At 70.1% G+C, this 14,800-nt stretch carries 14 protein-coding genes; 9 read left to right on the top strand and 5 right to left on the bottom strand.

Annotated elements, in window-relative coordinates; genetic code table 11:
* Positions 1-204 precede the first annotated feature (204 nt).
* From CLV71_RS19740 to CLV71_RS19755, 4 genes are all read left to right on the top strand, one after another.
* Positions 205-1,428 (top strand): exonuclease domain-containing protein, encoded by a 1,224-nt coding sequence (locus tag CLV71_RS19740; protein WP_243866580.1) that lies wholly within the window; start codon positions 205-207, stop codon positions 1,426-1,428.
* Positions 1,429-1,605: 177 nt separating this feature from the next.
* Complete coding sequence (locus CLV71_RS19745) at positions 1,606-2,091, top strand: NUDIX domain-containing protein (protein ID WP_243866581.1); 486 nt, start codon at positions 1,606-1,608, stop codon at positions 2,089-2,091.
* Positions 2,092-2,213: 122 nt separating this feature from the next.
* Positions 2,214-2,393, top strand: a complete 180-nt coding sequence (locus tag CLV71_RS19750; protein WP_133904249.1) for a hypothetical protein — start codon at positions 2,214-2,216, stop codon at positions 2,391-2,393.
* A 116-nt stretch (positions 2,394-2,509) separates the two neighbouring features.
* On the top strand, positions 2,510-3,754 hold the full coding sequence (locus tag CLV71_RS19755; protein WP_133904250.1) for a helix-turn-helix domain-containing protein: 1,245 nt from the start codon (positions 2,510-2,512) through the stop codon (positions 3,752-3,754).
* On the opposite strand, the gene CLV71_RS19760 is transcribed toward CLV71_RS19755, so the two are convergent.
* Positions 3,727-6,657, bottom strand: coding sequence for an AfsR/SARP family transcriptional regulator (locus CLV71_RS19760; RefSeq protein WP_133904251.1), 2,931 nt, complete (start codon positions 6,655-6,657; stop codon positions 3,727-3,729). The two genes, CLV71_RS19755 and CLV71_RS19760, sit on opposite strands and share 28 nt — an antisense overlap.
* Positions 6,658-6,716: 59 nt before the next feature.
* Here CLV71_RS19760 and CLV71_RS19765 point away from each other — a divergent pair, with 59 nt between their 5' ends.
* The 5 genes from CLV71_RS19765 to CLV71_RS19780 all read left to right on the top strand — a co-directional run bounded on the left by CLV71_RS19765 (position 6,717) and on the right by CLV71_RS19780 (position 10,249).
* The gene (locus CLV71_RS19765) at positions 6,717-7,373 is read left to right on the top strand and encodes a vWA domain-containing protein (RefSeq protein ID WP_133904252.1); all 657 of its coding nucleotides are present in this window, start codon (positions 6,717-6,719) and stop codon (positions 7,371-7,373) included.
* Complete coding sequence (locus CLV71_RS19770; RefSeq protein WP_133904253.1) at positions 7,373-8,197, top strand: protein phosphatase 2C domain-containing protein; 825 nt, start codon at positions 7,373-7,375, stop codon at positions 8,195-8,197. Before CLV71_RS19765 ends, CLV71_RS19770 begins: the two co-directional genes overlap by 1 nt.
* 24 nt (positions 8,198-8,221) lie before the next feature.
* Positions 8,222-9,022, top strand: a complete 801-nt coding sequence (locus tag CLV71_RS19775) for a hypothetical protein (RefSeq protein WP_133904254.1) — start codon at positions 8,222-8,224, stop codon at positions 9,020-9,022.
* Between the two features lie 135 nt (positions 9,023-9,157).
* Complete coding sequence (locus tag CLV71_RS47755; protein WP_166664166.1) at positions 9,158-9,328, top strand: hypothetical protein; 171 nt, start codon at positions 9,158-9,160, stop codon at positions 9,326-9,328.
* Positions 9,329-9,394: 66 nt separating this feature from the next.
* Entirely contained in the window at positions 9,395-10,249 is an 855-nt protein-coding gene (locus tag CLV71_RS19780) for a hypothetical protein (RefSeq protein WP_133904255.1), read from the top strand.
* Positions 10,250-10,503: 254 nt separating this feature from the next.
* Here CLV71_RS19780 and CLV71_RS19785 read toward each other — a convergent pair whose 3' ends face one another.
* The 4 genes from CLV71_RS19785 to CLV71_RS19800 form a co-directional block, all read right to left on the bottom strand.
* A complete protein-coding gene (locus tag CLV71_RS19785; RefSeq protein ID WP_133904256.1) occupies positions 10,504-11,520 on the bottom strand; it encodes a LacI family DNA-binding transcriptional regulator in 1,017 nt (338 codons plus the stop codon).
* A 35-nt stretch (positions 11,521-11,555) separates the two neighbouring features.
* Positions 11,556-12,374 carry a carbohydrate ABC transporter permease gene (locus CLV71_RS19790; RefSeq protein ID WP_133904257.1) on the bottom strand — a complete coding sequence of 273 codons (819 nt, stop codon included), beginning with the start codon at positions 12,372-12,374 and terminating at the stop codon, positions 11,556-11,558.
* 115 nt (positions 12,375-12,489) lie between these two features.
* Entirely contained in the window at positions 12,490-13,410 is a 921-nt protein-coding gene (locus CLV71_RS19795; protein ID WP_133904258.1) for a carbohydrate ABC transporter permease, read from the bottom strand.
* 9 nt (positions 13,411-13,419) lie between these two features.
* Positions 13,420-14,721, bottom strand: coding sequence for an extracellular solute-binding protein (locus tag CLV71_RS19800; protein ID WP_133904259.1), 1,302 nt, complete (start codon positions 14,719-14,721; stop codon positions 13,420-13,422).
* Positions 14,722-14,800 lie beyond the last annotated feature (79 nt).

The raw sequence follows: 14,800 nt of genomic DNA on the forward strand, positions 1-14,800 counted from the left end.
GGTATTCAGATAGCCCCGGACGGACGACGCGTTACGCGTACTCCGTCCGTGTGAAGCTTGAAGGCCTGCCCCGTGGGGGCCTCTCGTGACCACGACAGAAGCAGTAGGACACGGCATGGCATCGATCGGCGCGAAGGTGCAACACGGCCCGACGGATCAGCGACTGCGGCGAAGTACTGCTGACTTCTGTGGGGATGGTGGATTGTGTCTGTTGGTTACGCGGTCGTCGATGTCGAGACCACGGGGTTGTTCGCCGGGCGGTGGCACAACCGGATCGCCGAGGTCGCGGTCGTGCATGTCGGCCGGGACGGGAATGTCACCGGGGAATGGAGCACGCTGGTCAACCCGGAACGGGATCTCGGACCACAGCACATTCACGGGATTCGCGCCGGAGACGTCCTGACGGCGCCCAGGTTCGCCGATATCGCCGGGGATTTGGCGCCGCTTCTCGCCGGCCGCGTGGTCGTGGCCCACAACCTCGGGTTCGACCTGCGATTTCTCCGTTACGAGTTCGAGCGGCTCGGGTTCTCGGTCCCGCTGGACGTCGAGTTCGGACTGTGCACAATGGCGATGTCCGAGCGCTATCTCGCGGGTTCGTCGCGGTCGCTGTCCGCGTGTTGTGCCGCGGCCGGAGTCCGTCAGGGGACCGCGCACTCCGCACTGCACGACGCCCGGGCCGCCGCCGGGCTCCTCGGGTGCTTCGTCCGGGTCGCCGGGCAGCCGGAGCCCTGGGACGCACTGTTCGGCGGCGGCCTGCTCTGGCCGGGGATCCCGCCCGGCTGTGGGCGTACGCGGCGGCGGGGCACCATCGACGCCCAGCCCACCTCCTTCCTCTCCCGGCTCGTCGACCGGCTTCCCCGCATCCCTGACATGCCGCACGCCGACGAGTACCTCGCCGTGCTCGACCAGGCGCTTCTCGACCGGCACCTCTCGATCAGCGAGCAGGACGCCCTTCTGGAACTGGCCGAGTCGCTCAAGCTCTCGTTCGACGCGGCCATGGCCCTGCACCGGCGGTACCTGGTGGCGTTGGCCCAGGTCGCCTGGGCCGACGGCCTGGTGACCGACGGCGAGCGGCTGGACCTGGTGCGGGTGGCGGAGCTGCTGGGGCTCTCGGCCGACGACGTCACGGTCGCGCTCGATGCTGGTCGGAACCACCAGGAGGCACCTCGGCTGGGCCAGTTCCGGCTGCGGCGCGGCGACACCGTCGCGTTCACCGGGCAGCTGAGCGGGTCGCGTGAGGAGTGGGAACGCCAGGCGCTCGCGATCGGACTGGTCGTCACGCCGGGTGGGGTGACCAGGCGGACCCGGCTGCTCGTCGCCGCGGATCCCGACTCGCTGTCCGGCAAGGCCGACAAGGCGCGGCGGTACGGGATTCCCATCGTCACCGAGGAGGCCTTCGCGGGGCTTCTCGAGCGGATGGACGACTGAACCGGGCGGTACTTGTCAGGTCCTGGACGAACTGGTCCCGGCGTCCTGCCAGGCGTCCTTTGGCGGGGGGAGACGGCTGCCGCGCGTGGTTCACTTGCGGCTGTGTGTGATGAGTGGACCGGGCGTGGGTGGACTGCCCTCGCGTCCGAGGAACTGTTCGCTTCCAAGTGGTTCGAGGTGCGGCGGGACGACGCCCTGCGGCCGGACGGGTCGCGGGGCGTCTACGACCACGTGGTGGCCCCGCCCGCGGTGACCGTGCTCGCCGTCGACGAGCGGCGGCTCGCCGCCGTCACGCGGCAGTGGATCTACACCCACCGGGAGCCCCAGTGGCGGCTGCCCGCCGGGCGGGTGGACGACGGCGACGGGGCGCCCGAGGCCGCCGCGCGTCGTGAGCTGGCCGAGGAGACCGGGTTCGCCGCCGCCGACTGGGCCGGGCTCGGCGCCATCAACTGCGCCGACTCCCTGAGCAACCACCGGGACCACGCCTTCTTCGCCACCGGGCTCACCGACGAGGGTATCCGGCAGCTCGAACCCGGCGAGGCCGATCTCCAGGTGCACTGGGTGCCGGTCGGCCAGGTCCTCGAGATGGTGCTCGACGGGAAGCTGCCGCATGCGGGGAGCACTTTCGCGGTGCTCACCGCCAGGGTGCGGGGGCTCATCTAACCGGGGTGTTTCCCGTTTCCCTTTCTATTGGGAAACGGTCACTATATTGTCCGCGGATATCCTCGCGATGAATTCTCTTGGTAGGCGCGACACGGCGCCGGAACCAATACCAGGAGGAAATCATGTCGAGGTCTCGTGCTGCCGTTTTCACGGCGCGTGCCGCGGCGTTCGCCGGTGCGGCCGCCGTCGTGATCGCCATCCCGCTGCTCGGCACCAGCACCACCTCGGGCGCGGACCCCAACCAGCCGCCGCCCACGACCACCACGACCTACACGACCAACGGGCACGAGTGGATCGGCTGAGGGGATTCTCGGCGCCGGGGCGAATGGCCCCGGCGCCGAGAACGCCATCCGAGACATTGCCAAACGGATTGCGGCAATGGTGTACTCCCGGGGAGAGCTCGACTGGGGAGGCGCCGATGGAGCCGACGTTCGGCGAATTGTTACGCAGATATCGCCTCGACGCTGGAATCTCACTCGGGGAGCTGGCCCGCCGCATCAACTACAGCAAGGCGCACGTCAGCAAGATCGAGAACGGTCACAAGCGGGCGAACGCCATGTTCGCCAAGCAGTGCGACCGCGCGCTCGGCACGGACGGCAGGCTCGCCGCCGTGGTCCCGCCGAGGACCCGCGCCGCCTCGGCACCCGAGCCTCCCGACGACGTGTGGGTCATCGAGCTGGACCAGGGTTCCCTGCGGTTCACCGAGCTGCCGCGCCGCCAGGTACTCGCGGGTGCGGGCGCCCTGCTCGGCTTCGCGGGCACCCGCAACACCCGCCCGGTCATCGACCCCGTGACCTTCTCCGCCCTGCGGACCTCCTTCGACCAGTTCCGCACCCTCGGCACGATGACCAGCCCGTCGGTCGTCCTCGCCCAGGTCATCGCGCACGTCCACACCCTGCGCACGCTCGCCGCCGAGAACCCGGAGCCGATGCGGACCGACCTCATGCTGCTCGCCTCGCGGGTCGCGGAGTACGCGGGCTGGATGAGCCAGGAGGCCGGCGACGACAGCGGCGCCACGCGCTGGACCGACTGGTCTGCCCGGCTCGCGGGCGACCTCGACCCGCACCTCGCCAGCTTCGCGCTGTTCCGGCACGCCGAGATCGCGCTCTACCGCAACGACGCCCACCAGACCGTCGAGCTCGCCCGCCGTGCGCAGGAGGACACCACCGCCGACCCACGCATCCTCGGCCTGGCCGCCCGGTGTGAGGCACAGGGGCACGCGCTGGCCGGCGACGTCCGCGGCTTCGAGGAGGCCCTCGACCGCGCGGCCACCCTCCTCGCCCTGCCGCAGCACACCAGTGGGCCGGTGCTCGGCTCGGCCAGCGTGGCGAACCAGATCGCGCTGGCACGGGCCTGGGCACTCTACGAGCTCGGCCGTCCCGGCGACGCCGCCGCGCTGCTCGACCAGCAGATGGCCGGCATCCCGGAGACCGCGCGCCGCGCCCGTGCCAGGTTCGGCGTGCGCCGCGCACTCGCCCACGCCCAGCACGGTGACGTCGACCAGGCCTGTGTGGCCACCCGTGAGGTCATGTCCGACATCGCCCAGGTCGACTCGGCGACCGTCCGGATCGACCTGCGCGAGCTGTCCCGCACCCTCGGCCGCTGGCACAGCCACCGGCCGGCAGGCGAGCTGCGTCAGGAACTGGTCTCGATGCTGCGCTGACAGTCGCAGGTGAACCCGGCCAGCGTGGTCGCGATCGTGTCCGCCTCCGGCAGCCCGAGGTCGGTGAACTCGGTGAGCGCGTCCCGCCAGTGGACCGGCGTGTGCTGGCCGGTCGCGTGGAGCACCGTCGCGATGCGGTGGTTCGCGCGTGCCCGCTGTACCCGCTCGCCCATGCCCGCCGACATGTCGAGGGCGGCGCGGTAGGCGTGCAGGGCGGCGCGGTCGTCGCCCGCGGCCCACGCGGTCTCGCCTCGGTCGAGGTAGAGCTGGGTGCGGAGGTTGGGGTCGACGACCGTGTCCGCGACCGTGCGTGCCCGCTGCTGGTAGGTGGCGGCCTGGTCGAGGTCGCCCACGAGGCGGTGGGTGTTGCCGATGTTGTTGAGCGCGTAGGCCTCGCAGGCGCGGTCACCGGTCTCGATGGCGATGGCGCGGGCCTCGGCGTGGTTGGCGAACGCCTCGTCGAGCCTGCCGAGCCGCTGCCGGACGGTGCCGAGGTTGTCCAGCGCGTGTGCGAGGCCGGCCTTGTTGCCGACCCTGCGCAACAGGTCGACGGCGGCCAGGTGGTTGCGTTCCGCGGTGTCCGGGTCCCCGCGGAACTCGTTCAGGACGCCGAGCAGGTCGAGCGTGTTGGCCTGGCCGCGCTCGTCGTCGATGCGTCGGTACCGGTCCAGTGCGGTCTCGTAGTGCTCGGCCGCGCCCGCGAGGTCGCCGAGGCCGCGTGCGGTCATCGCGATGGCGGACAGCGTGTTCGCCTCGCCCCGGACGTCGCCCAGTTCGACCCACAGCTCGAGTGCCTGCCTGGCGAGGCCGAGCGCCTCGGTCAACGCCCCCGAACGCCAGCGCGCGCCGGACAGGCGAAGCCACACGTGGGCGAGGCCGCTGATGTTGGCCGAGCCTTCGAGGACGGTCGCCGCGGTCTGCAACGTCTCGGTCCAGTCGCGCAGATGTCCACGCATGTACAGGTATCGCCACAACAGCACGGCCAGCTGCCAGGTGTGTTCCGGGCGGTCGTGCCTGGCGGCGTAGTGCACCGCGGCGACGAGGTTGCCGCGTTCGGTGTCCAGCCACGCCTTCGCGGCCGGTTCGCCCGCGAACGTCGGCGCCACGGGACTGGTCGCGGACACCTTGGGCTGCCCGTCGAGGTCGAACGGGAACATCGCGGCGACCGCCGACGCCGTGCCCGCCAGGTAGAAGTCGAGCAGCCGGTCGACGGCCTCGACCGGGTCGTCGGGTGGGTGTGCGGCGAGGACGTAGTCGCGCAACGGGTCGAGCATCTGGAACCGCTCGGGGGCGGCCTCCTCCAGCAGGCTCATCCGGTGCAGGTCGTCGAGCAGCCCCCGGGCCCGTGGCACGCCCATGAGCGCGGCGGCGCCCGGCGCGGACAGGTCAGGACCGGGGGTCAGGGCGAAGAAACGGAACAGGGTGCGTTGGGCGTCGGTCAGCTGGTCGTAGGAGACCGTGCAGGCCATGTAGGCCGCCTCGCTGAACGGGGTGTCCGGGCCGACCGGCGACGCCTCGCGCAGCAGCTCGACCAGGTGCGCGAGCGGCCACTTCAGATGGCGGCGGAACTGGGCGGCGGCCAGGTGGATCAGCAGCGGCACGTAACCGCACAGCCGCACGACCTCCCGGACCTTGTCGGGGTGGCCGTGCACGCGCTCCTGGCGGACGAGCTGGCGGAACAGATCGACGGCCTCGTGCGGGGGCAGCGGTTCGAGGCGGATGTGGTCGGTCGGCACCAGCGCGCCCTGCTCACGGCTGGTGACCAGCGTGAACATGGCGCCGAGCAGCGGTTCGACCTGTTCCTCGGACGCCGCGTTGTCCAGCACCACCAGCGTCCTGGACTCCGCCACGGTGTTGCGGAACAGCTCCGCGCGGGCCGAGGTGCTCTGCGGGATGGCCTCCGGCGGGACACCGAGGTCGGTGAGCAGCCGCTCCAGCGCCGCGTCGGGCGTGGCGGGTGCGACGTTCGGCGTGAAGCCCGTGAGGTCGACGAACAACCGTCCGTCGGGGAACACGTCGGCCATGCGGTGCGCGGCGCTCACCGCCAGCGCGGTCTTGCCGACGCCGGGCATGCCGCTGATCCACAGCACTGCGGGCCCGTCCTCGACCGCCGTGCGCGCCACCGAGTCGAGCAGTGCCAACTCGTCCGCGCGGCCGGTGAACCGCACGGGCCGCAGCGGCAGCGAGCTGAGCCGGTCGCCGTACTGGGCGAGCCGCATCATCTCCCGCAGGTCGCGGGAGACCTCCATGCCCTGCTCGTCCAACGTCTCCCGCGTCTGGTGGTACACCTCGACCGCACGCACGTGGTCGCCTGCCGCCACCAGCGCACGCATCAACGGCACGGCGAGTCGTTGCTGTGAACGGTCCTCCTGCCACACCAGACGAAGGCGGTCACGGATCTCCCGGTGCCGCCCCGCCGCCAGCTCGAGGTGGGCCAGGTCCACGAGCGCGTCCACCCGCAGATCCTCCGACGGCGCCATCGACGGGCCGCCGACCCGGTCGATGTCGATATCGGACAGAAACGGACCTCGCCAAAGATTCAGCGCTGTATAAAAAAGCTTTGGGTCGTTGGATAACCGCGCCTGTTCGGACAAACGGGTGAACCTCGTGCGGTCGATCAGGTTCTCGTCGACGCGAAGCACGTAGCCCGTCGGGACTTTGTCGATCTCGACTTCCGGCGCGTCGGCGAAAACCTTCTTCAACCTGGCGATGTAGCTCGTGACCAGGTCGGATCTCGGCGACTTCTGGCCACGCCACACGTTGTCCTGCAGGTACTCCTTGGTGACGGCGTGGTTGGCGTGCAGCAGCAGGATCACCAGCACCAGCCGCTGTTGGTGGTCACCCGGTTCGAGCTGTTCGCCCTGGTGCCAGACCTCGAACGGGCCGAACATCCTGAAGTCCATGTCTGATCCAGATCTGGTGCGTGCCGGCACGTCATCCTCCCGGTGGGAGGAGACAAAGAATGCCAGAACAAATCTTGCCGTTCTACGTCGTGTGTGACCAGTCGTATTCAATGGCCGATCACCTCGACGCACTGAACGACGGCTTGGCGCAGCTGCACGCGGCGGTCGGAACCGATCCAGTGGTAGCCGACATTACCCGCCTGTGTCTCATCGGGTTCTCCGGAACCGCGACGGTGCTCCAGCCGTTGTGCAGGCCGAGTGACGTCGTCGGGCTGAGCGGCCTGGCCACGGAGGCGGCCACCAGCTTCGGCGAGGCGTTCCGTGTGTTGCGTGACACCATCGAACGCGACGTCGACACGCTGAAGGCCGCCTCGCACAAGGTGTTCCGGCCCGCCGTGTTCTTCCTGTCCGACGGGCACCCGACCGACCCGGCGACCTGGCCCGCGGAGTACGAGCGGCTGGTCGACCCGGACTGGCCCGCCCGGCCGAACATCATCGCGTTCGGCATCGGCGACGCGGACGCGCCGACCATCGGCCGGATCGGGACCTTCCAGGCGTTCATGAGCCACGGCGGCGTCAGCCCGGCCTCGGCACTCCACGGCTTCGCGCGGGCGCTGACCACCTCGGTGGTGCGGTCCAACGACGACGGCGAGATGGCACTGCGCCTGCCGTCCCGCATCGAGGGCTTCACCACGTTGCGGATCGATGCGCTGTGATGACCGTGGACCAGACGTGGGGAGACGGCGGCGTCTTCAGGCCGAGGGAGCTGGGACCGCCGTCGCGTGCCGCCGGGCAGCCGTGGCGGCTCGACGCCGTCGCGGACGTGCCGGACACGGTGATCGAGGCGGGCAGGGTCGGCGCGCTGGAGATCAGGGCCGCGTCCACCAGGGGTGCCGCCCACCGCGCGAGGGGCGAGGTGCGGCAGGACGCCGTCGGGGTCACCGATCTCGGCGGGCGCTACGTGCTCGCGGCGGTCGCGGACGGGGTGGGCGACGCGTCGCACGCACACCGGGGCGCGCAGCTGGCCGTCCGGCACGCGCTCGGCTACCTGACGTGGGCGCTGCCCGGCTCGGACCTCGACGTGGTCGACATGGTCGGTGCCGTGCGTGCCGCCGAACGGGCGGTGCGGGAGGCGGGGCCGGCACCGGAGTGCCGGGCGACCACGCTCACGGTCGCGGCCATCGAGCTGGGCTGGGCCGGGCAGGGCCACCGGTACCGGGCGGTCCGCGTCGGGGACAGCCCGGCACTGGTGCTGAGCGGCGGTGTGTTCCTGCCGCTGTTCACCAGGCGGGCGCAGGTGGACGACCGCCTCCCGTCGCCGAAGGGGCCGCCGGACGGTGTGCGGGGCGTGCTGCGGACGGGGGAGGCGCTGGTGCTCGCGACGAGCGGGCTCGGCGCGCCCGTGCGGGACATGGCCGTCGGCGCCTACCTCGCGCAGGCGTGGGCGGAGCCGCCGGGCCCGGTCGCCTACCTGCACCACCTGCAGTTCGACCTGCGCAGCTTCGACGACGACCGGACAGCGGCGGTGATCTGGGCATGACGATCCGGGAAGGGCGGGCCTGCCGTGACTGATGTGGCACTCGCCGACCTGCCCGCCGCCGCCAAGATCGCCCACGGCGGTCAGGGCACGGTGTTCCGGCTGGTGGACGGCACGCTGCTGAAGCTCTACCACCCGGGCGTGGCGGTGCTGTCCGACGAGTTGCGGCGCCTGATCGACCTGCCGGGCGGGCGGGGGGACCTGTCCGGCGCGCCGGTCGCGTGGCCGAGCGGACGGGTCTTCGACGGGGGCCGGTGCGTGGGGACGCTCATGCCGGAGGTGCCCGACCGGTTCGCGACGTCGCTCGCGGGGCGGCGGCGCCTGCTGGAGCTGCAGTTCCTGCTGTACCCGAGGCGCGCCATGTGGGCGGACCTGCGGCTGCCGACCGGAAGGGAACGGCGGCGGATCGCGGCCGCGTACGTGGAGCTGTTCAGGGTGCTGCACCGCAACGGCGTGGTGATCGGCGACGTGTCCATGCGCAACCTGCTGTGGACGGTCGCAGGGGGGCCGTCGGTGTTCGCCATCGACTGCGACGGGTTCCGGCTGAAGGGGCGGCCACCCGCGGTGCGGACGGTGGACACGGCCGGCTGGTCGGACCCGGCGCGGCCGGCGGAGGTCTCGGTGGACACCGACCGGTACAAGCTCGCGCTCGTCACGTTGCGGGTGCTGCTCGGCGACCACGAGGTGACACCGGAGGACGTGTACCGCGAGGAGTCCCACCGGCGGGTGCTCGGCCAGGACCTCACGGCGCTGGCCAGGTACGCGGTGCGCCCCGGCCGAAGGCCCGCGGCGGAATGCTGGCTCGGCGCGCTGGGCGCGGAATCATGACGCGCGACGCGGTCCGGGGGGCCGGCCACGTCACGCGTTTCCCGTTTCCGACTGTCGGTGGCGAGGGGCAACCGATATCGCGCCACGATTTCCCGAGTCATGCTGTATTCACTCGGAAAATCTGTGGAGGCTCTGATGAGAATCCTGGTCTCAGCCGCCGGAATATTGAGGCTCGTGGTGACCTGTTTCGTGCTCGGGATCGTGCTGGGCATCTACTTCGGCGTAGCAGGGTCGCCGGAGGCGGTAACACCGTCGGACAGCCACCCGGTCGAAGCCGTCCTGCCGGTCATCGCGACCGCGCACTGAGGAAGATGGAACGTTTTGCCACCGCCGCGCGACGGTTGGACTGATTTCGTTGGTGAGGAGTGCACGATGGCCGCACAAGCCGAGCTGGTCAGTGACCTGAAGGCGTTGCGCAAGGGGCGGGGCCTGTACGTCAACAATGTCGGCGAGCGGGTCGGTCCCAAGCTGCGCGATCTCTGTGGAGTGACCGAACAGGACGGGCCGGGGGAAATTCGTCTGCGGGTCGCGCAGCGGCTCGAACATCTCGCCGTGGAGCTGCCGGACGACCTCCGGATGGCCGCGCTGGCGGCGTTCGGCATGATTCCCGCTGCCCGCAGGCCGCTTTACCAGGAAAGGGTGAGCTGGTTCGCGGAAAGGATCGGCAGGGATCCCCGCACTGCCCGCCGCAGAATCGATGACGCGATTCACCAGTTGGCGCAGTTGGCGTTCACCCCGTTGCGGTTGCGCAGCGGTGCGGAGCAGGCGGTCGGCTGGCACACGTTGGAGAGCCGGGTGATCCTGTTGCTCGACGGTCCGATGCCGGAGGCTCTGGAGACGCACCGGATCATGGCCGCGCAGGACAACCTGCGGGAGCTGGAGGTGGCGCCTCCGTTCGCGCAGGCGTCGGTGATGTACGGGGGGACTCTGCGGAACGGCGTGCTCGTGCTGGCGAGTCCGCTGATGGCGGGTCAGTCGTGCGAGTTCGCGATCCGGTCGAGGAACCCGGTGCGGCCGAGGCAGTTCCTGCACATGCCGCGCCGCAGGTGCGACCTGCTCGACTTGCGGGTCCGCTTCGACACCGAACGGCTCCCGCGCGTGGTGTCCCGCCTCCAGGGCCGCCCGGTCCGCGAACGAGCCCGCGTCCCGATCGACAACGCGGGCGAGATCCACGTCATCTTCCGAGACCTGACCAAGGGCATGCCGTACGGCGCCCGCTGGGACTAGTTGTTCCCAGCTCGGCCGCTGAGGGCCGCCCGGGTGCCAGTCTGGTGGTACCTGACCGCGAGCGAACTGATCGAGCGCGGCATGCGGTTCGGAATCGGGCCAGTCCGTGATCGCGCGGCTCTCGAAGCTTGCATGGTCTCTCCCGGTCAGACCTTCGACGGGAACGATCTGTATCCCGAGGTCGCTGACAAAGCTGAACGGCTTCGTCCCGGAAGAACTCGCCGGGTTCCTTCGCGATCGGCTGGCCTGACGCCTCACTGTGGGGTCAGCGGAGCGGTGCTGTTGCGGACGATCAGGTCCGTGGCCAGCTCCACCCGGGGGCTCTCCGTCTCCTCACCGCGCGAAAGCCGCAGCAGCATGCGGGCCGCCAGCGTGCCCATCTCCGCGAGGGGCTGGCGGACGGTCGTGAGGGGCGGCGACGCCCACCGGGCCTCCGGGAGGTCGTCGAAGCCCACCACGCTCACGTCGTCCGGCACGCGGAGGCCCTGCTGGCGGAGGCCCTCGTACACGCCGAACGCCATCTGGTCGCTCGACGCGAAGATCGCGGTCGGCGGGTCGTCGAGGGCCATCAGCGCGGCGGCACCCCGGAAGCCCGACTCGTGGTAGAAGTCGCCCGGCTGGATCAGCTCGTCGGACACCGGCAGGCCCGCCGCGTCCAGCGCCGCGCGGTAGCCGTCCATGCGGGCCCTGCTGCACAGCAGTGACGGCGGCCCGGCGATGAAGCCGATCCGGCGGTGCCCCAGCGACGTCAGGTGCTCGGTCGCCGCCCGGCCGCCCGCCCAGTTGGTCGCGCCGATCGTCGGCACCTCCAGCGCCGGACCACCCGCCGGGTCGATCACCACCGCAGGCACGTTCAGCCTGCGTAGTTCGGCCTGGTGGCCGGGCTGCAGCGTCGACGCCACCAGGATCACGCCGTCCGACTTGCGGGCACGCAGGTTGTCCAGCCACTGCCTGGTCGCGGCCGAGTGGCGGTGGATGCCGCTCACGACCGTGCCGACCGCCGCCGCGTGTGCCACGTCCTCGACGCCGCGGATGATCTCCACTGCCCACGGGCTGTCCAGGTCGTTGAACACGAGGTCGATCAGGCCCGCGTGCTCGCCGCGCCTCGACCCGCGCCGCTGGTACCCGTGCTGGGTGAGCAGCGCCTCGATCCGGGCGCGTGTCGTCGGTGACACGTCCGACCGGCCGTTCAGCACGCGGGACACGGTCGGCACCGACACGCCCGCCTCGGCCGCGATGACGTTGATCGTCACCTTGCGTTCTCTGGCCACGGTAGCTCCCCGGATCGCCGAAACTTTCGGAAATTCTACTTGCTGCCAACTCCGGCGAGGCCGGCGATCAGCCAACGGCGCGCCACGAGGTAGAGCACGAACACCGGCAGCGCGGTCAGCATGACCGCCATCATCATTCCAGGCACGTTGATCTGGAACTCCTGCTTGAAGTTGGTCAGCGACAGCGTCAGCACCCGAGTGGACGGGTCCTGCGTCAGGATCAGCGGGAACAGGAACTGGTTCCACGCACCCAGCGCCGTGTACGTGCCGACCGCCGCGATGGCGCCCCTGGACATCGGGATCACCAGCTGCCACATGATCCGGAACGGCCCGGCGCCGTCGACGGTCATCGCGTCGTACAGCTCGTTCGACACGTCCCGCAGCGACCCGACCAGCACGAGCACCACCAGCGGCAGCCCGAACGCGACCGTCGGCAGGACGATCGCGGTGAGCGAGTCGTACAGCTGCATCCGGTTGATGATCAGGTACAGCGGGATGATCGTCGCCTGCGCGGGGATCGCCAGGCCCGCCAGGAAGATCCGGAACGTGGCCCCGGACGCCCAGCTCATGGACCGCACGATCGCGTACGCCGCAGGCACCGCGACGACCAGCGTCAGCACCACGCACGCGGCCGTCACGATGACGGTGTTCAGCAGGTACCGCATGAACCCGCTGTCCATCACCTCGGCGAAGTTGCCGAAGGTGATCGAGCCGGGGATCGCGAGCGGCCCCCGGTCGAGGAAGCTGTCCCGCGTCTGCAGGCTCCAGGACACCATCACGTAGATGGGGACCCCGACGATCACCAGCCACACCACGGACAGCCCGCCCGCGATGTAGTTGGGGCGAGTTTTCACGACACCCCCTCGACCGCTCCGTGGCGCCGGAACGCTCCGCAGGCTCCGCTACACCGGCGCCCTCCGCAGTCGAGGTGGCGTCGTGAGTGTTGATGGTTCGCTCCGCAAGCTCCGCTCACAGGCCCTCCAGCGTCGAACGCATCTTCCCGAAGCCCGAGAACCGCACGATCAGCAGCGAGATCGCGGTCGCGACGATCACCAGCACCGAGCCGATCGCCGACGCGAAGCCGAACTCGTACTGCTTGAAGCCACGGAAGTACATCTCCAGCGGCAGCGTGCGGGTGGACGACGCCGGTCCGCCGTTGGTCAGCAGGAAGATGGTCTCGAAGTACGTCAGCGAGCCGACGATCATGATGGTCGACGACGTGACGACCGTGTTCCGCAGCTGCGGCAGCGTGACGTACCAGAACATGTGCCACCGGCCGGCGCCGTCGACCGTCGCCGCGTCGTACAGGACCTTCGGAATGTTTCGGGCCGCCGCCTGGTACAGCAGCGTGTGGAACGGGATGAACTGCCACCCGACCACGATCACGATGGCCGTGATGGCGCCGGACGTCGTGCCGAGGATGTTCCGCAACGGCTCGAACCCGCGCCCGATGCCGAGGTACGGGTCGAACAACCGGTTGTACAGCAACGCGATCGCGGCGGTCGACAGCAGCAGCGGCAGGAAGAACAACGCAGACAGCACCGCGCGGTTGCGTTGCTCACCGGCCGCCCACACGCCGATCAGGATCGCCATCGGCGTCTGCGTCGCCCAGCAGAGCGCGGTCAGCAGCAGCGTCGTCCAGGTGACGTCCCAGATCGCCTGGTTCTGGAACAGCCGGATCCAGTTGTCCAGGCCGATGAGGCCGGGCGTGCCCACGCCGGTCCAGTCGGTGAACGACAGGTACAGCACCAGCACGAGCGGCAGCGCCGCGAAGATCCCGAAGAACACCAGCGCCGGCAGCAGGTACAGGGCACTCGGCCGGCTCACCCGCTTCGACCGCCGCCGCACGGGCGCCGGTGCGGACCGCACCGGCGTCTGCGTGTCGGTCATGACGGCCATCTACGCGGCGTCCTCGTTCGCCTTCACGAACCCGGCCGCGTCGAGCCGGCCGAGGAACACCTTCGACAGCGCGTCGAGCATCGGCTGCGCCTGCGCCTTCTCGATGGCCTGGTCCCACGACAGCTGGAACGTCGGCGCGTCGTTGACCATGTCGTAGACCACCTTGGCGAACGCCGGGTCCGCCGCCTTGCTCATCCGGTCCTCGAGGCCCGTCGTCGCGGGCACGTCGCCCGCCTTGAGCCACGCGTCGACGTAGGCCGTCGAGGCCATCTCCTGCTTCAGGAACTTGACGGCCGCGTCGACGTGCTTCGAGTCCTTGCTGACCGAGAAGTAGTTGGTGGGGTTGCCGACGATCGCCTTCGGGTCCCCGACCCCGCCCTCGACGGTCGGGAAGTCGATGAAGCCCTGGTTCGTCTTGGCGTACTCCGGCTGGTCGGTCACCTGGTTCGTGTACTCCCACGAACCCATCAGGTGCATGGCAGCCTTGCCCTCCGCGATCAGCGTCGACGCGCCTGCGCCGTCCCAGCGGACCGACGCGTAGCTGTCGCCGAAGCCGCCGCGCTGGACCAGGTCGCGGATCATGTCGATGGCCTTGCTGACGGCGGGGTCCTTCCACGCGTCCTTCTTGCCGGCGGCGATGTCGTTGAACACGTCCGGGCCGCCGATGCGGTCGACGAGGTACTCCGGCCAGACCAGCTCGGTCCACGCGTCGCCGCCCGCCAGCGCGAACGGGATGATGCCGTTGCCCTTGGCCCTGTCCACGACCGTGAGCAGGTCGTTCCACGTCCTCGGCGGCTGCACGTTCAGGTCGGCGAAGACCTTCTTGTTGTAGAACAGGATGATCGGCTGCATGCCCCGGGCGGGCACGCCGTAGAACTTCCCGTCGATCGTGCCTGCCTCGAGGACCGAGGGGAGGAACTTGTCCTTCCAGGCGGGGTCCTTGTCGAACTCCGGCGTGAGATCGACGAGCAGGCCGTCCCGCGCGTACGTGCGGATGCTGCCGCCGCCCCAGTTGTAGAACACGTCCGGCTTGTTCGAGCTGCCCATCGAGACGTGCAGCTTGTCGGTGTAGCCGTCGTTGGGCGACGGGACGAGCCGCGCCTTGACGTCGGAGTTCTTGTTGAACCGGTCCACCGCGCCCTGGTGGGCGACGTTCTGGCTCTCCTCCTGCAGGACCCAGACCTGGAACGTCTCGTCGCCGCCGTTCGACGTCGCGTCGGTGCCGCAGCCGACGAGGCCTGCGCCGACACCGGCGCCGAGTAAGCCGAGGAATGACCTTCTGGGGAGCGGCTGAGGAACCATGACGCGCCTTTCACGAAGTGGTGGCCCGCGCGCGGAGGCTGACAGCGAATCGCCTCGGCGCGATCGACATGCCGTAAGT

Source organism: Actinophytocola oryzae, from assembly GCF_004364325.1.
In the GTDB taxonomy this organism is placed as follows: domain Bacteria; phylum Actinomycetota; class Actinomycetes; order Mycobacteriales; family Pseudonocardiaceae; genus Actinophytocola; species Actinophytocola oryzae.